The organism is Evansella sp. AB-P1 (genome assembly GCF_029688925.1).
Taxonomy (GTDB): Bacteria; Bacillota; Bacilli; order Bacillales; family Salisediminibacteriaceae; genus Evansella.
Genome location: NZ_JARUKY010000009.1, coordinates 1 through 16,570 on the forward strand (window position 1 = coordinate 1; position 16,570 = coordinate 16,570).

Consider the following 16,570-nt stretch of genomic DNA (forward strand, 5'->3'; position numbering starts at 1 on the left):
ATATTATGGTGGGCCTGAGTGGACTCGAACCACCGACCTCACGCTTATCAGGCGTGCGCTCTAACCAGCTGAGCTACAGGCCCTCAAGCAACATTTACAACTATACTACTATTAGTTACAAGATGCAAGAGGTAATTATTGGAGCGGGTGATGAGAATCGAACTCACGACATCAGCTTGGAAGGCTGAGGTTTTACCACTAAACTACACCCGCATATAAATGGTCGGGAAGACAGGATTTGAACCTGCGACCCCCTGGTCCCAAACCAGGTGCTCTACCAAGCTGAGCCACTTCCCGTTCTTGTTTAAAACAACCTACGAATCTCTTCGTCAGATGCTCTCTTTCATTTCCTCACGTACATTTGCACATTCTGGCAGTCTTTTTCTAATATAATAATGGCGCGCCCGAGAGGAGTCGAACCCCTAACCTTTTGATCCGTAGTCAAACGCTCTATCCAATTGAGCTACGGGCGCATTTGAAATTAAAATTCTTATTTTGAATGGTGCGGTCGAGAGGATTTGAACCTCCACGGGGTTATCCCCCACTAGGCCCTCAACCTAGCGCGTCTGCCGTTCCGCCACGACCGCGACATTATAAGCTTCATCGCCATTAATAACGACAGGTTTATTATTTTAACATAACAATACATCGTCTGTCAATAACTTGTTATTTAATTTCTCCCTACAGAAAGGAAGCGTATACAAAGCTATAGTCTTACTGGTGCGGGTGAAGGGAGTCGAACCCCCACGCCCGAAGGCACTAGATCCTAAGTCTAGCGCGTCTGCCAATTCCGCCACACCCGCACATATATAATGGCGGTCCCGACGGGAATCGAACCCGCGATCTCCTGCGTGACAGGCAGGCATGTTAACCGCTACACCACGGGACCATAAAGTATTTAAGAAACAAACAAACGCCACATAGAAAGAAGCGTTCGATAGAATGGTGGAGGATGACGGGTTCGAACCGCCGACCCCTTGCTTGTAAGGCAAGTGCTCTCCCAGCTGAGCTAATCCTCCATTCTAGAGGTGAGAGGTTGGATGTTAGATATTTATTTCCATTTCTAACTTCACAATTCTAACTTCTAATATCTAAAATTGGTGACCCGTACGGGATTCGAACCCGTGTTACCGCCGTGAAAGGGCGGTGTCTTAACCACTTGACCAACGGGCCAATTCCGAAAAATCTAAACTGGCGGAGAAGGAGGGATTTGAACCCTCGCGCCGCTTACGCGACCTACACCCTTAGCAGGGGCGCCCCTTCAGCCACTTGGGTACTTCTCCAAATATGGCTCCACAGGTAGGACTCGAACCTACGACCGATCGGTTAACAGCCGATTGCTCTACCAACTGAGCTACTGTGGAATAGGAAAATTAAAAGGACTTTTTCTATTTTAATGATCGTACACAATGATGTCAATAGTATTTCAAAATTATTTGAAACCAACGTGACTTGTCTCATTAGCGACTTTTATAATGTATCATAATCTATTTTTATCGTCAATATCTTTTAAAAAATTGTTTCTACCTTTTTTATCCTCCCCTTGCACCTTCCACATACATATTTTTTCGTATCGAATTGACGTTTTCGTTTAAATTGCACACTACACTGTTTACATTCGTATATATGTATTTTTGTAGCTTGTTTTTTCTTCCCAGGAATTGTTTGACAAAAACGAGACCCTCCTACTTTTTTTAAAAGAACTTTAAAGTCACTATCCTTATGCATGTAACCTTTCTTTTCAAGATGAAGGTGATAATGACACAATTCATGCTTAATTATTTTTATTAATTCCTCCATTCCAAAGTGTTCATATTGTTTTGGATTTATTTCAATATGATGATCTGAAAGGGAATAGCGCCCCCCTGTAGTTCTAAGTCTTGGATTAAAAAAAGCTTTATGCTTAAATTTTTTACCAAATGATTCTTTCGATACAGATTCAACTAGCTCTTGCAAATCAAAATCATTCACCCAGCATTCACCCTTACATTTTTCTCTATCAATTATCCTCTCAATAACTGTATTACAGCATACCCCAACATTTGTCCACTATTCTTTCTACATCTAGCTTCAGTTTAAGACAAAGGAGATAGCTTATCAAAAGAGAAGAGCACAATTTTATTTAGATAAAATTCCTGTTCTTTAAAAGAAAGGATAACATAGACATACCTTTATTCATATAAATAATTATCACTACAATACGTTTGATTTGTGTAAGTTGAAAGGAGGGAATAAGATGCCTTCTTGGCTTCAACGGCAAATGCAGGAGGCCTATCAACAAAAAGACTTAAGGAGGATTCGACTGTTGAACCAGTGCTGGTTTTATTATAAAAAAACCTTGCCGCTTTCAACATCCGCGAAAGTTTAAAAAATATTTTAATTAGATTTCTAATTCTAATATATAGTTTTCATACTTTAACCGCTTTACTTGTATGTTCCTAAATCATCACTATATTTTTTCAATAACTAACACTACACCTTAAAATGAAGTTACATTTTCTATAAAAAATTGTATCTAATGTTCCAATTATTAAACAGGTACAGACGAAAAACTAAAATACAAGAAAGTAATTGGAATATACATGCAATTTAAATTTAACTCACCTTTTTTAATGCTGAGTTAATGGAAAGTTATGATTGAAAGGAATCAAACATAATGGATAAAAGTAAACACCATGCATAATAATTTTTGCCGCATCACGGAATAGAGCCAGTTTATTTCAAATTCCAACGAAAAAAGCACCCTTTAAAAGGGCGCTTTTCCTTTTTTCTATAACTAGTCTAAGCTTTTTTGTTAATTGGATACCGTTTGATTTGCTGGCTGAAGCATCGTTAAAGCAATTCTTCCCTTTTTCTCATCAACATCATCCACCCAAACAGTAACCACATCACCTACTGAAACCACTTCCATTGGGTGCTTCACAAATCGATTAGTTAATTTTGAGATGTGAACGAGTCCATCTTGTTTAACACCGATATCGACAAATGCCCCAAAATCAACTACATTTCGAATCGTCCCTTGAAGTTCCATACCAGGTGATAGATCCTCCATTGATAATACATCTGTCTTTAATAATGGTTTAGGTACATCGTCACGAGGGTCTCTTCCAGGTCTAGACAAAGCATCTAAAATATCGCGCAATGTTGGAACACCAATTTCAAAGCGTTCTGCTAACTGATCCACATTTACGTTTTCTACTTTCTTTTTTACTAAGTCTGTCCCTAATTCCTCTGGTGTTACCTCAAGAAATTTTATAATCTCCTTTGTTACTCCATAACTTTCTGGGTGTATACTTGTACGATCTAACGGTTCATTTCCGTCGATAATACGTAGAAAGCCAATACACTGTTCATATGTTTTTGCCCCTAATCGTGGAACTTTTTTCAACTGGCTTCTATTCGTATATTTCCCTTCTTCATCCCTTAACTTAATAATATTATTCGCTACCCCTTTAGATAGCCCAGATACATATTGGAGAAGTGAGGACGAAGCAGTATTAACATTAACTCCTACTTTATTAACAACAGTCTCAACAACAAAGGTTAAAGAGTCGTTTAATCTTGACTGTGTTACATCGTGTTGATATTGGCCAACACCAACAGACTTAGGATCAATTTTTACAAGCTCCGCTAGTGGATCTTGTAGTCTTCTTGCAATGGATACGGCACTTCTTTCTTCCACTTGAAGATTAGGAAATTCTTCTTTCGCTAGCTTTGATGCAGAATAAACACTTGCTCCCGCTTCATTTACAATCAAATAATACATTTTTCGATCTAACTCTTTCATTAAACTAGCTACAAACTGCTCCGTTTCACGAGAGGCAGTTCCATTTCCAATTGCAATCATTTCAACATTAAATTTTTTTATATAATCGATTACTTTTGCTTTCGCTGCTTCAACATCATTTTTTGGTGGTGTTGGATAAATAACATCAATAGCTAATACCTTACCTGTTTCATTTACAGCAGCAAGCTTACAGCCTGTCCGATATGCTGGGTCTATTCCGAGAATAATTCGATCCTTTAACGGAGGTTGCAATAATAAGTTCCTTAAATTTTCCGAAAAAATATGGATTGCTTGCTCTTCTGCCTTTTCATTTACCTCATTTCGAATCTCACGTTCAATAGAAGGCTCAATGAGTCTTTTATAGCCATCTTCCATTGCATGGATGAGTTCGTCCTTTGCTACTGTAGTTTTACCATCTATGACGTATTTTTCTAGCCATGAAAGAATTCGTTCACGAGGAGGAACGATAGAAACCTTCAATACTCCTTCTTTTTCCCCACGGTTTAATGCCAAAACGCGATGTGGTACTATACGTTTCACTTCCTCAGAATACTCGTAATACATTTCATATATGGATTTTTCATCTTCTGCTTTACTTTTCTTTTCGGATGTTATTTTACCTTCATTAAAGGTCAAATGACGGACTTGTTTTCTAATTTTTGCATCATCAGATAGATATTCACTAATAATGTCTTCGGCACCTTGGATAGCTTCGCCTACTGTATGTATTTCATGTTCCTCACTAAGGAACTTCTCAGCTTCTTCTTTAACAGAACCTTCAACCGGTAATGAAAACATCCATTGCGCTAACGGTTCAAGGCCTTTCTCTTTTGCAATTGTGGCTTTCGTACGACGTTTTTGTTTATATGGACGATATAAATCTTCTACCTCTTGAAGCTTTGTTGTTTTTTCAATACTTTCTTTTAGTTCTGGAGTTAATTTTCCTTGCTCATCGATTAATCGTAAAACCTCTTCTTTTCGATTAGAAAGATTCGTAGCATAACTCCAAGATTCTAAAATGCTTCTAATCTGTTCTTCATCTAAACCACCTGTTAACTCCTTTCTATAACGAGCAATAAACGGGACAGTATTTCCATCCTCTGATAGTTCAATGACACTTTTGACTCGTTCCTGCTTTAATTGTACTTGCTTAGTTACAAGGGACAATAATGTTTGCTGTTTTTCTGTCCATTCCATTTTCCATACCTCCATACAAGCTTCAATAGAACTAATTTTAATTAACGAACGGTTACACCATTATGATTATACTCGAATCTACATAGGATGTTAATTTCTGATCAAAAATAGGATACTTAAATCTAACATTAGGCAAGTAGTTATTTCATAGGAAAAGGTTAAGCCACCGATTATCTCGGTGGCTGTCCAATACTTGTTTTTTAAAAAATCTATGATTTAATCAAGAATTTTACCGATAACAATAGCTGTGTCGTCGTTCGATTCCTTCATATCATTCACAATATGCTCCATCATTAATTCAGGCGTATTCAGATCAAATAGACAGGAGTGATACGCTGGGTTGAAAATAAGTCCATCTGTATAAAGGATGAAAGACGTTCCCGGTTCATAATAGAGGTGTTGAATTTTGAATTTTTGTTGCTTTCCAGACAAGTAGCCTCTTATAGGAATTGGCCTCTCTAGTTTTCCTGAAGGGGGATAGAATGCACAGCCGATATTACCAACGTTACAATAAATAATCTCCTTATTAGGAAAGTTAATTTTTAATACACCAATAACAGTTCCTCGTTTATGAGCAAGGGTTTTATTACAATGAGACATAATTAACGCAACATCCAAATGATGGTTCATTTTTATTGACTCTATAGCTGCAGACGATGCATCCATCGCCTCTTCTCCACTTCCTAAACCGTCAGCTACAGCACAGAGTACATAGTCTTTCGTACTAACAGTAAATATTGAATCGCCAGAACACCAATTCCCTTTTTTCGCATTTTGGTAAAGACTAATATCAACTTTTTCTAAATGTTGGCGTTCAATCATATTTACAAGCACTCCGTTGGTTCTACTTTAATCGACTCTCTAAGTTTTTGCAGAGCCCTTCTTTGCAAGCGTGACACATGCATTTGGGATATACCTAATCTATCCCCTGTTTCCTTCTGACTTAAATTTTCAAAATACGTTAAATTTAATATTTCCTTTTCCCTGTCCGTTAAAACAGCAAAGGCTTTATCCAATAAAAGCTGTTGATTTGTTTTTTCATACCCATCTTCTGTGGATCCTACTAAATCTAATAAAGTAACAGCACTACCTTCGTCGTCCGCTTCAATGGAACGATCAACAGAGAGAGCCTGGTAACTTTTACCCATTTCCATCGTTTCTAGTACTTCTTCTTCTGAAACGCCAATGTAATCAGCAATTTCTTCCACCTTAGGGGAACGCTGAAGCTCTATAGTCAACTCTTCAACTGCATTTTTAATTTTTGGTCCTAATTCTTTAATTCTTCTTGGAACATGAACACTCCATGTTTTATCACGAATAAAGCGTTTAATTTCTCCAATAATTGTTGGTATAGCAAAGGATTCAAAGCTCCTACCAAACGCAGGGTCAAATCGCCTTAGAGCTGCTAATAAACCAATCATTCCAACTTGAATTAAGTCCTCATCATGTCTCTGCCCTTTAGAAAATTTTCTCGCAAGGGCGTGAACTAGGTTTTCAAATTCAAGAACAAGCTTTGTTTGAATTTCCTCATCACCATGTTCTTGAAACTCTTTAATCCACTCTAATACTTGGTCCTTACTGTTTTGGGTGTTGTGTCGAGATTCCGTTGTCATTTTGACCCACCTCACCTCTTTGAAGGAACTTCGTCATGACAATCATTACTCCTGAATCCCCGTATATTTCAACCTTGTCCATCAATGTTTCAATTAAAAAAAGTCCAAGACCTCCTTCCTTTAATTCTTCAATTGGCCGATCCATTTTCACAGGGCCTTTGCCTTTTTTAAAGGAGTTCACATCAATGTCCCCACCATGATCAGCTACTGTAATTTCCAATTTATCTTCAAATACACCACAAGTTATGGTCATCACTGGATCTTGGACCGTTTCGTCATATGCATGGCTTACTACATTGGTACATGCTTCAGCCACCGCTATTTTTATATCCTCTATATCATCATACGAATAGCCTATTCTATTTGCGATTCCAGAGATGGTTAAACGAACGACACCAACATATTCTGGTTTTGCAGGCATTTTCAAATCGATGAGATCAGATGTTTGTGCCATTACTAAACCTCCTTCCTCTGGTCTTCTTCCACATCCATCACTTCATTAAGACCGGTAATTTCAAATAATCTTTTAACTCTTGGATTTGCACCAGAAATTTTTAAATTACTACCTTTCTTGTCTACAGCCTTTAAAACACCAATAAAAACACCAAGGCCTGTACTATCAATATAATTAACCTTTGCTAAATCTACTACTATAGATTGATTAGTTCCTTCAGCCAAAGGGTTTAATTTTTCTTTAAGTATTGAAGCAGTATACACATCTACTTCCCCATCTAAAAATACTACAGTCTCATTATTATTTTCCTGTATATTTACGTTTAAATTCATGATTTCCCCTCCCACTAAGTCAATACATTCCGTTTAAATACCCTATTTTCTCGTAAATTAAACGTTTCGACGTAAAATTAAGAGTGTAAAATCATCCTTCAATTGAAAATTTTGCATTTTTTCAAGCTCTCGATATACTTGCTCTGTTAAAGCTTGAACAGGAAGATGCTTGTATTTATTAATAATTTCCGTGAGCTGTTCTCTTTCTATAAAATCTCCGTCCACCCTTGACTCTGTAACTCCATCTGATAGAAGTACAATAAAATCACCGGGAGATAATTGCAGTGAATACTCTTTATAATGAATTTTAGGAGATACACCAAGTACCAAACCTTTTGTTTCCATATCTTCAAATTCACCTGTTGAATTCCGATAAAAAAAACCAGGTTCATGTCCAGCACTTGCGAAGAAAAAACGATGTTCTCGGGGATCATAAGAGCCATAAACCATAGTGATAAACATATCACTATCTATGTTACGTTCTACAACACGATTTAAATTTTCTAATAATGCCGCCGGTTGAAGGCGTTGTTCTGGTAAACTATCCATTGCGTACTTAATCATTGACATACACATTGCTGCTGGCACACCTTTACCGATTACATCAGCAACTGCGACCCCAATATTTCCATGCTCATCCACAATATAATGATAATAATCTCCACTCATTTTACCAGCTGGTACACTTACAACGCCAAAGTCTAGAGATTCCACGTTAATCGGTTCATTAGGGAGTAATGACTTCTGCATTCTAGCAGCAACATTCAATTCTGATTCTAGTTGTCGTTGACGATCTCTTAAACTTAAATGCTCTCTATGAGCAAGTCCATACCCTATCATTACTTCCAATAGAAGGTCAAAGGAATCTACAACTTCTTTTGGTAGATCATCTACAATTTCTTTAATTACTGATAAATGAAGACTCACCATTTCTTCTGGAGACATATCCTTTTCAATCATTTCCATACTTAGTTTCTGCGCGGAATAAAGTGTGTGTTCACTTTTGTTTCTGATATAATCTGTAATTATTTCCTTATATAATTGATACATAGAAAGCTTCGTATCAGTCAAAAAACGTCCCTCCCTTTAACGAAGCCACTTAATAGCAGTGATCGTTGTACCGTTATTTAGTTCAGAATCAATATTGAATTCATCCATTAACCTTTTTACACCAGGGAGTCCTGCACCTAATCCTCCTGAAGTCGTAAATCCATCCTCCATTACTTTTCTTACATCTTTAATTCCTGGTCCTTGATCTATTGCAGAAACTTTTATCCCTCTCTTACCTGAGCTAACAACTTCTTCTATATGAATTTTCCCTTTATTTGCATATAGATATATATTCCTTGCAAGCTCAGATATAGCAGTTGTAATCCTTGCTTGGTCCACGGAACCAAATCCGATTTCACGTGCAAGTTTCCTACCTGCTTGTCTAGCAGCTACAATTCCCCATTCACTGTGTATATCCACATGGGTTTGAACTTGCATGATCAACCCTCCAATTCGAGCTGGAGTTTCTCCAACCCTTGTTCTAGGTCCAATGCTGTTGGGACTTCATTTAACATAATCCCCATATCAACAAGGGTTATAGCAACAGCTGGCCGAATTCCAGTTAAAACAACCATTGCACCCATTAGGTTAGACATATCCACTACGTCACCCAACACTTTTGCAATGAAAGAATCAATCATTTCAACAGAGGTAAGGTCAATTACAACACCACGAGAACCTTCTGCATGTATTTTACTTAGTACATCCTCTTGAAACTGTAATGCTGTTTTATCGTCTAACTCTACTTGAACAGATATTAATAAATAGTCGTGAAGTTTTAGAATTGGTATACGCAAAATCAATACCCCCCTTTACCCTTCAAACTCAATAATTTTACGATTCGTCAACTCAAGAGCAGATTCTATTCCTTTTTTTAATGTGCTTTTTGTTGGAAATTTACTTAGATCTATTCCAAGATTTACTATGGTCTGTGCTATTTCAGGGCGAATCCCCACTAGAATACAAGATGCTCCAACGAGACGGACCGCTTCTGAGGCTTGAATGATATGATGGGCAACCATCGTGTCTACTACAGGAACTCCTGTAATATCAATTAACACTACCTCTGATCGATGTTCAATAACTCCATGCAGAAGATTTTCCATAATATATTTAGCCCGTTCTGTATCAATCATTCCAATAAGCGGCATTACACTAATATTATCTACTACAGGAATTAGAGGTGCTGACAGTTCCTTTAAAGCCATTTTTTGTAAAAAAACTGTATTCTCCCAAGAACCTGAATACTCGTTTACTAAGATGTTAACAATCTCATCTATCCAATTCTCTATTTCTTGTAAAAAAAACAGACTTTGATATTGTTCATTTCCACTATTTGATAATGTTTTGACTATTTTTTTCCTAAAATCTTGTAACCCACGAATAATATAATTTAGCGGCCAACCTAACTGGATAAGTCGTTCTGTAAATAATATTAATGATTCTTGTCCAGTGTCCTCACCGTTTTTCACTGTTGAGAAAAGCTTGTCCACAAATTCGCGGTTCGTGTTTTCGTACATCGTATCTGTAATGTTTTGCAATGAATCTTCTGTTCTAAATTTCCGAATTTCTTTTAACCATTGTTCAACAATTTCATCTTGATGCTGGAAAATTGCGTCCTGTATTTTTGAGTCCATCCAATTTCTCCCCCACTTTACAGAATGAATGTTATTTCTATTATTCCACTGATTCTAATCTATTGCAATTAATCCAATACTAATTTCATTAAAAAACATACAATTATACGATAGATTAAAAAAGTATCTAATAGTATGGACGTTAGTTTTATTTTATTTATAATCCTTAGAGGAAGATTAGCGGTTCTATCTTCCTGTAAACCTTCTTTTCCCCTTTTGCAGACTTATTGGTTCGCTTCTATTTGCCTGCAAATCTCTTTTTCCTGTTTGCAGGCTCATTGGCGGCCTTCTATCTTCCTGCAAATCTCTTTTTCCTGTTTGCAGGCTTATTGGATCACTTCTATTTGCCTGCAAACCTCTTTTTCCTGTTTGCAGGCTTATTGGCGGACTTCTATCTTCCTGCAAACCTCTTTTTCCTGTTTGCAGGCTTATTGGCGGACTTCTATCTTCCCGCAAATCTTCTTTTTCCTGTTTGCAGGCTTATTGGATCGCTTCTATTTGCCTGCAAACCTCTTTTTCCTGTTTGCAGGCTTATTGGCGGACTTCTATCTTCCTGCAAACCTCTTTTTCCCTTTTGTAGGCTTATTGGACACCTTCTATATTCCTGCAAACCTTCCTTTCCCCTTTTGCAGGCTTATTGGCGGCCTTCTATCTTCCTGCAAACCTCTTTTTCCTGTTTGCAGGCTTATTGGACACCTTCTATATTCCTGCAAATCTTCTTTTTCCCTTTTGCAGGTTCATTGGACACCTTCTATGTTCCCGCAAATCTTCTTTTCCCTTTTGTAGGTTCATTGGACATCTTCTATGTTCCCGCAAATCTTCTTTTCCCCTTTTGTAGGTTCATTGGACATCTTCTATGTTCCCGCAAATCTTCTTTTCCCCTTTTGCAGGTTCATTGGCAACCTTCCATTTCACCGTATTTTCGCATTTCTATAATTTGTTATCAGCTTCGAACAATGAAAAAAGACTACTGATCACTTCATCAGTAGTCCTTCCCATTATGTACGGACGATGTCAAAAGTCAATCAAGCCTAAACTAATCTTTAAGGCATCATTCACTTTTGTCATCATATCATCGTCCAGATGTGTTATTTTGTCTGTTAAGCGTTGTTTATCAATTGTTCGAACTTGTTCTAACAAAATTACTGAATCCCTATCAAACCCATAGCGTTTCGCATTAATTTCTACGTGAGTCGGTAACTTTGCTTTCTGAATTTGTGCAGTAATCGCCGCTACAATAACTGTAGGGCTAAAACGATTACCGATATTATTTTGAATGATTAACACTGGTCGGATTCCACCTTGCTCTGATCCAACAACGGGTGAAAGGTCTGCAAAATAAACATCACCACGTTTAACATTCAATCCCTTACACCCCACTAACTAAGCGATCCAACGTGTGTTCAGCTTCCTCCTCGGCAAGAAAGGCTTCGGTCGCAATGTTTAAATTGATTTTAGCCATCTCCATATAGCCTTGTTGCATCGTTTCACGTATTTGTTGTTTTTTCTGCTCTTTCATGTTCAACATTATTTTTTTTGTGCTTTCTTCAGACACAAAAAACACCTCCAGCGCAGCATCAACGTTTTTTATCCTATCTAATCATATCACCTTGTTCACAATTTTGCAAAGTGACTTTTCTACAAAATACAAGGATATTTTCTCTTAAAATACAATAATTATCCTATTCTTTTACAAATACTTTATTTTTTACTCGTACTGGCTGATTATTTTTGATAATAACACGAGGTACACGATAACTAATTACACATGGAATTTCATAGTTTATTGTCTGTAACCGATTAGCAACCTCATCTACAGGAATGTATTCTTCCTTTTGTTTCCCTATGAGTGTTACCTTGGTACCAATTGGCACCTTCTTCTTTAATGAAATCATCATTTGATCCATACAGATGCGCCCTACGATGGGAGCACGTTCCCCGTTTACGAGTACATCTCCAGGTCTATTCATTCGAATCCAGCCGTCGGCATAACCGATTGGCACGGTTCCAATCCATTCACCTTCCGTTGTTTTATATTCGGCACCATAGCTAATTCCACAGCCCTCATGAAGTTCTTTAACATGCGTAATCCTACTATGCAAGGAAAAGGCCTCTTTTAATCTAAAAGGAAGAATATCTTTAATTTCCTCTGAGGGTGCTAACCCATACATAGATATTCCGAAGCGAACCATATTATAACACTGATCTCCAAAACGAAGTGCTGTTGCACTATTTCCACAATGTTTGAGTGGAATGGAAGAGCTCCATTTTGCTTCAAAGGAATCTATCATTGCTTTAAACTGTCTCTGCTGAGCTTTCAAATAAGAAGTTTCTAATTCATCTGCTGTGGCATAATGTGTATATATCCCTTCAACTTCAAAGTTAGGATATTTTTTCAAGGTATCAATTAAAGCATATCCTTCTTCTTCTGTTCTTATACCAATACGTCCCATTCCTGTATCTAATTTAACGTGACATGTAACCTTTGATTTGTCATTTTTTAAAAAATTTGCAGCTTCCTTTACCCATTCCTCTTGAAAAATTGTAACGGCTATATTTTTTTCAGCTGCAATTGTTACATTTTCTGGTCTAACGTAACCTAAAACTAATATCGGTGCATCTATCCCCGCATCCCGAAGAACTAGCGCTTCATCAAGTATCGCTACCCCTAAATACGTTGCACCAGCATCAAGGGCCCCATAAGCAACATCAACAGCACCATGTCCATATCCATTTGCTTTTACTGCGGCCATTACTTGGACTTCCTTTGGTAGAATACCCTTTAATTGGGTAATGTTTTCTTGAATAGCGTCTATATTTATTTCGGCCCATGTATCTCTGTAAAAATGATTTTTTATATTCATAGAAGGTTCCCCCAAAATCAGTCACTTGTACACAATCTATTCTCCATTATTATCCTCAAGTAGTAGTGTGTCAATGAAGTTACTTAGATAATTATTTATAATTAAACAATTCGTCAGATAAATATCGTTTTTCTTTAGGATTTTATTGTTTCCCCACTCCTAAACAACTTTCATTATATAAAAAATCTTTCCTTTGAACAAAAACAGGCTCAAGAATTTTTATCTTCATGAGCCTGTTTCCAATATTTATTTCTCTTCTGTTCCATATACACTTCTAGCAACTGCCATAATTTCATCCCGATCTAAATGGTTAGATGAAAGGAAGAAATCAGTCCCTTCATATGACCAGGAAATTGACAATGTTTCGCCATTTCTAGATAGGGCACCATAAGTAAAACCTAAATCAACTGGTTCTCCCTCATTAATATTCACAGGGGCGCTAGCTTCAACAAATTTACTTTGTTGCTGTACAATTGTAAAAGGCTCATCCCCTTCATAAGATATGATCACGCGCTTTCCATTTTCTGTATCGACTTCATTCACCTCTGGATAACCTGTCCCTTGTGGTGTATACATTGGGTAGAAAACAGTAAATGACTCATTCTCATTCTCATTTACTTCCTCTACCTCCGCATCATCCGCCAATGTAGGTATATCCATGTCTAATTGAGCATATGTCATATTTCGATCCATATCAAAATCCCCATCACTGAATGATGCATTTAATTCAAAGCTAGAGAATTCTAAATTAACAAGAACAGTTAGGTCAACGTCCATAATTTTTACAGAAGCTGGGGTAAGATCACTCTTATTTAACATGATCTCCTGCTGATTTAGATTTTTATTCGTATAGTTAGTATTTGTTTGAAAGACATAGTGTTCTTCTGTTGCAGAAAAAGATCTCTCTGGATCCATTAAAATGTCATCAATCAGCGATTCATAAAGATAAACCTGGCTATTATTTTCTGGCCAATCACTTTGGAATCTAAAGCTTTTATTCAATGCTGGGGTTAAAACAAATACCCCTTCCTCATTTCTTAAAATAATTTGACTCGGTTCATCTTCGTCATTACTTAATGCTACCCTATACGAGGAAGGAGATTTGTACCAAACCTCTACTTGATATTCTTGCGGCTCTTCCCCTGTTTGAATTGTCATTTCTGCTTCAGCCTTGTACCCTGTCAAATCATCACGAATTTTATCAAGCTCATCAATAACATCCTCTTGACTCTTCTCTCCACAAGCAGCTAGTACCAACAACAATGCGGCAATCACTACAAGTAAGGAAATAACTTTTTTCATTTACTCAACCCCTCTGTCTCATTTCGACGACAAAGGAGGGATGTAATTGTTACTGGTAACGTAGTGAACGAATAACCAAAGGTAACCTATCTACTATATCTGATGCATTCACACTCATGATATCGTGTGTTTTAATCATATCATCAGCAGATTTACCATGGATGTATACAGCATTTATAATTGCTGTAATGATATTATTGTGCTGTAAAAGAAATGCTAGGATCATTCCAGTTAGAACATCGCCAGAACCACCCTTAGCTAAAGATGCGTTCCCCGTTGTATTAACCCACTGTTCACCTAAAGGGGTTGTCACAATTGTCTTAGGTCCTTTTAAAACCACATACATATTGTATTTTTTTGCAAAGGCTTTGGATAGTGCAAAACGATTAGTCTCGATTTCTGCAATGGAAACACCTACTAACCTTGCCATTTCCCCCGAATGTGGTGTGATAACAGTAGGCCCACCAGGACGACCATTTAACCATTCTTCTAATTCCTTTGATAAGTGAAACAAACCATCTGCATCAATGACAAGTGGACCTTTAAAGTCTTTGAAAGAGGTAAACAAATCATGTTTCACATCTCTACCCATACCAGGTCCAATTGCAATTCCATCAAAACCGTCTAAGGATCTTTCACTTAAAAAATCATTTGTTAATTGTCCTTCATTACTTTTTAACGACCAAAATGTAGCTTCTGTCGTTTTTTGAGTTACAATGGGATGAATGACATCTGGAACAGCCAATGTTACTAAACCTACACCAGAACGGAGACATGCTTCGGTTGATAATACAGGAGCACCGATCATTTCTTGTGCTCCACCTATAATAATTGCTTTTCCAACCGATCCTTTATGGGCGTCTGGCATCCGCTTGGCAAGCGTATTTCTTACCTGATCTTCCGTGATAACCATTCTTTGAATATTCAATTGTTCAAAAGCTTTTAAAGGAATACCAATATCAAATATTTGAAGCTTTCCGTAATAATTTGAATACGGAAAACAATACGCACCTATCTTTGGCGCTTGAAAAGTATACGTCTCGTCAGCCTTTACAGCAATTGATATAGAATCACTTTCCCCCGAAGGAACACCACTAGGAACATCCACTGAAATAACCTTATTGCTACAAAGGTTAATTTCATCTATTAACTCCTTATAAGGAGTTCGTGGTTCACCTTTTATTCCAGTACCTAAAAGGGCATCTACAATGATTGCGTAGTTGTTTAATGAATACAATACTTGATCCTTTCGTTCAGAATAAGTAAACCACGCATGTCCTGAACGTTCATAAATTCTTAAATGAGTTAGTGCAGCACCACGGATTTTATGTTCCGGCGGAATTACCCACACGTCCACATTGTAGCCAGCTTCTTTTAAAATTCGACCAATAACAAAACCGTCTCCCCCATTGTTTCCCGATCCAATTAAGACAACTATCTGATCCTTTTTTTGTAACGATGGTAATAATTGTCTACAGAAGGCCTGCCCTGCACTTTCCATTAGGGCAACTTCATTCAGCCCAATAACATCCATGGTATAGCGGTCAATTTGGTGCATTTCATCACCTGTTACCACGTACATTAAAGATTCCCTCCCATCCGCACTAACACTATATGAGGCTGTCCTATACAATATGCAGACTAGCCATGACAAGCTTTAATTAAATTTAATTTTTATTGCTCTATAATCACTTGAGCCGCGGCATATTCAGCCGTATGTGTAATGGATAAATGAATTTTTCTTTGAGAAAATTTTTCCGATTCAACAACCGGTTTTCCTGCAGAATTATTAAGTATTTTTATATCTTTAAATGATAGGTTTTCTCCAATACCTGATCCTACCGCTTTTGCAAATGCCTCTTTAGCACAAAAACGCCCTGCTAAAAATTCAATCTTTCGTTTTTTAGATAAAGTTATATAAACCCCTTCTTCCTCAGACGTTAATATTCTGTTAACAAAAGCTGGTTGTCGGTCTACTAGAGCTTTTATTCTTTTTAATTCAATCAAATCTAAACCAATACCTATAATCATCTAAAATTTCCTCCATATGTACTTTGTCCCTATTTTATCATGAAGTCCTTTCACAGAACATTTATACAATGATAGATAGAATTCTTTTTATAATTTTCATTAATAGGCTTCCTTTTCTCTCATATGTTAAAATAAGGACGTGTTTTAGAAGGGGCAAGTTATGTTAATAAATAGTTTTATACAACTTTGAAGTTAATAGCTGTTTTCCTAATCTCATATACTTCAAGAAACCAAGAATCATTTAATAACGGAATGATATTACATTAAACCTAAATTACTTATTCCATGATGTCATTTTTTAAA

The 16,570-nt window shown here is 37.0% G+C and carries 18 protein-coding genes, 11 tRNA genes and 1 pseudogene; 2 read left to right on the forward strand and 28 right to left on the reverse strand.

The annotated features are described in order from the left end of the window. Positions 1-6 precede the first annotated feature (6 nt). The 12 genes from QA612_RS10505 to QA612_RS10560 form a co-directional block, all read right to left on the reverse strand. Positions 7-83, reverse strand: a tRNA-Ile gene (locus QA612_RS10505). Between the two features lie 56 nt (positions 84-139). Beyond that, positions 140-213: transfer RNA gene (locus QA612_RS10510), tRNA-Gly, on the reverse strand. 7 nt (positions 214-220) lie between these two features. After that, a tRNA-Pro gene (locus QA612_RS10515) sits at positions 221-297 on the reverse strand. A 99-nt stretch (positions 298-396) separates the two neighbouring features. Further along, positions 397-473, reverse strand: a tRNA-Arg gene (locus QA612_RS10520). Between the two features lie 27 nt (positions 474-500). Then, positions 501-587: transfer RNA gene (locus tag QA612_RS10525), tRNA-Leu, on the reverse strand. Positions 588-718: 131 nt separating this feature from the next. Next, positions 719-803 (reverse strand) — tRNA-Leu (locus tag QA612_RS10530). A gap of 10 nt (positions 804-813) precedes the next feature. Then, positions 814-889 (reverse strand) — tRNA-Asp (locus QA612_RS10535). Positions 890-943: 54 nt separating this feature from the next. Next, positions 944-1,019: transfer RNA gene (locus QA612_RS10540), tRNA-Val, on the reverse strand. A 79-nt stretch (positions 1,020-1,098) separates the two neighbouring features. Continuing rightward, a tRNA-Glu gene (locus tag QA612_RS10545) sits at positions 1,099-1,173 on the reverse strand. 19 nt (positions 1,174-1,192) lie between these two features. After that, positions 1,193-1,283 (reverse strand) — tRNA-Ser (locus tag QA612_RS10550). Positions 1,284-1,288: 5 nt separating this feature from the next. Then, positions 1,289-1,364, reverse strand: a tRNA-Asn gene (locus QA612_RS10555). Between the two features lie 145 nt (positions 1,365-1,509). Further along, positions 1,510-1,971: a SprT family protein gene (locus QA612_RS10560; protein WP_278283778.1), complete on the reverse strand. Its 462-nt coding sequence runs from the start codon at positions 1,969-1,971 to the stop codon at positions 1,510-1,512. Between the two features lie 265 nt (positions 1,972-2,236). Between QA612_RS10560 and cmpA the strand changes: the two genes are divergently transcribed. Next, on the forward strand, positions 2,237-2,368 hold the full coding sequence (cmpA, locus tag QA612_RS10565; protein WP_278283779.1) for a cortex morphogenetic protein CmpA: 132 nt from the start codon (positions 2,237-2,239) through the stop codon (positions 2,366-2,368). Positions 2,369-2,794: 426 nt separating this feature from the next. On the opposite strand, the gene QA612_RS10570 is transcribed toward cmpA, so the two are convergent. The 10 genes from QA612_RS10570 to QA612_RS10615 all read right to left on the reverse strand — a co-directional run bounded on the left by QA612_RS10570 (position 2,795) and on the right by QA612_RS10615 (position 10,526). After that, positions 2,795-4,984, reverse strand: a complete 2,190-nt coding sequence (locus QA612_RS10570) for a Tex family protein (protein WP_278283780.1) — start codon at positions 4,982-4,984, stop codon at positions 2,795-2,797. Between the two features lie 216 nt (positions 4,985-5,200). Continuing rightward, positions 5,201-5,806, reverse strand: coding sequence for a SpoIIE family protein phosphatase (locus tag QA612_RS10575; protein ID WP_278283781.1), 606 nt, complete (start codon positions 5,804-5,806; stop codon positions 5,201-5,203). A 2-nt stretch (positions 5,807-5,808) separates the two neighbouring features. Further along, positions 5,809-6,597 (reverse strand): RNA polymerase sigma factor SigB, encoded by a 789-nt coding sequence (sigB, locus tag QA612_RS10580; protein WP_278283782.1) that lies wholly within the window; start codon positions 6,595-6,597, stop codon positions 5,809-5,811. Beyond that, positions 6,560-7,051, reverse strand: coding sequence for an anti-sigma B factor RsbW (gene rsbW / locus QA612_RS10585; RefSeq protein ID WP_278283783.1), 492 nt, complete (start codon positions 7,049-7,051; stop codon positions 6,560-6,562). The genes sigB and rsbW overlap by 38 nt, the downstream gene beginning before the upstream one ends. Before the next feature lie 2 nt (positions 7,052-7,053). After that, positions 7,054-7,383, reverse strand: a complete 330-nt coding sequence (locus QA612_RS10590) for an STAS domain-containing protein (protein WP_278283784.1) — start codon at positions 7,381-7,383, stop codon at positions 7,054-7,056. Positions 7,384-7,440: 57 nt separating this feature from the next. Continuing rightward, positions 7,441-8,454 (reverse strand): PP2C family protein-serine/threonine phosphatase, encoded by a 1,014-nt coding sequence (locus QA612_RS10595; RefSeq protein ID WP_278283785.1) that lies wholly within the window; start codon positions 8,452-8,454, stop codon positions 7,441-7,443. A gap of 15 nt (positions 8,455-8,469) precedes the next feature. Then, the gene (locus QA612_RS10600) at positions 8,470-8,871 is read right to left on the reverse strand and encodes an anti-sigma regulatory factor (RefSeq protein ID WP_278283786.1); all 402 of its coding nucleotides are present in this window, start codon (positions 8,869-8,871) and stop codon (positions 8,470-8,472) included. A 2-nt stretch (positions 8,872-8,873) separates the two neighbouring features. Beyond that, positions 8,874-9,230: an STAS domain-containing protein gene (locus QA612_RS10605; protein WP_278283787.1), complete on the reverse strand. Its 357-nt coding sequence runs from the start codon at positions 9,228-9,230 to the stop codon at positions 8,874-8,876. A 15-nt stretch (positions 9,231-9,245) separates the two neighbouring features. After that, the gene (locus QA612_RS10610; RefSeq protein WP_278283788.1) at positions 9,246-10,070 is read right to left on the reverse strand and encodes an RsbT co-antagonist protein RsbRA; all 825 of its coding nucleotides are present in this window, start codon (positions 10,068-10,070) and stop codon (positions 9,246-9,248) included. Between the two features lie 186 nt (positions 10,071-10,256). Beyond that, entirely contained in the window at positions 10,257-10,526 is a 270-nt protein-coding gene (locus QA612_RS10615; protein ID WP_278283789.1) for a hypothetical protein, read from the reverse strand. 27 nt (positions 10,527-10,553) lie between these two features. Between QA612_RS10615 and QA612_RS10620 the strand changes: the two genes are divergently transcribed. Next, on the forward strand, positions 10,554-10,856 hold the full coding sequence (locus QA612_RS10620) for a hypothetical protein (RefSeq protein ID WP_278283790.1): 303 nt from the start codon (positions 10,554-10,556) through the stop codon (positions 10,854-10,856). A gap of 228 nt (positions 10,857-11,084) precedes the next feature. Here the strand turns inward: QA612_RS10620 and QA612_RS10625 are convergent, their stop codons facing one another. The 6 genes and pseudogenes from QA612_RS10625 to acpS all read right to left on the reverse strand — a co-directional run bounded on the left by QA612_RS10625 (position 11,085) and on the right by acpS (position 16,267). Next, positions 11,085-11,435, reverse strand: coding sequence for a type II toxin-antitoxin system PemK/MazF family toxin (locus QA612_RS10625; RefSeq protein ID WP_278283791.1), 351 nt, complete (start codon positions 11,433-11,435; stop codon positions 11,085-11,087). A 4-nt stretch (positions 11,436-11,439) separates the two neighbouring features. Further along, positions 11,440-11,586 (reverse strand): annotated as a pseudogene (locus tag QA612_RS10630) (antitoxin); the annotation flags it as partial. Between the two features lie 166 nt (positions 11,587-11,752). Beyond that, positions 11,753-12,934 carry an alanine racemase gene (alr, locus tag QA612_RS10635; protein ID WP_278283792.1) on the reverse strand — a complete coding sequence of 394 codons (1,182 nt, stop codon included), beginning with the start codon at positions 12,932-12,934 and terminating at the stop codon, positions 11,753-11,755. Positions 12,935-13,180: 246 nt separating this feature from the next. Further along, a complete protein-coding gene (locus QA612_RS10640) occupies positions 13,181-14,236 on the reverse strand; it encodes a LolA family protein (RefSeq protein ID WP_278283793.1) in 1,056 nt (351 codons plus the stop codon). A 49-nt stretch (positions 14,237-14,285) separates the two neighbouring features. Further along, positions 14,286-15,818, reverse strand: coding sequence for an NAD(P)H-hydrate dehydratase (locus QA612_RS10645; protein WP_278283794.1), 1,533 nt, complete (start codon positions 15,816-15,818; stop codon positions 14,286-14,288). A 92-nt stretch (positions 15,819-15,910) separates the two neighbouring features. Continuing rightward, positions 15,911-16,267 carry a holo-ACP synthase gene (gene acpS / locus QA612_RS10650; protein ID WP_278283795.1) on the reverse strand — a complete coding sequence of 119 codons (357 nt, stop codon included), beginning with the start codon at positions 16,265-16,267 and terminating at the stop codon, positions 15,911-15,913. Positions 16,268-16,570: the final 303 nt, after the last annotated feature.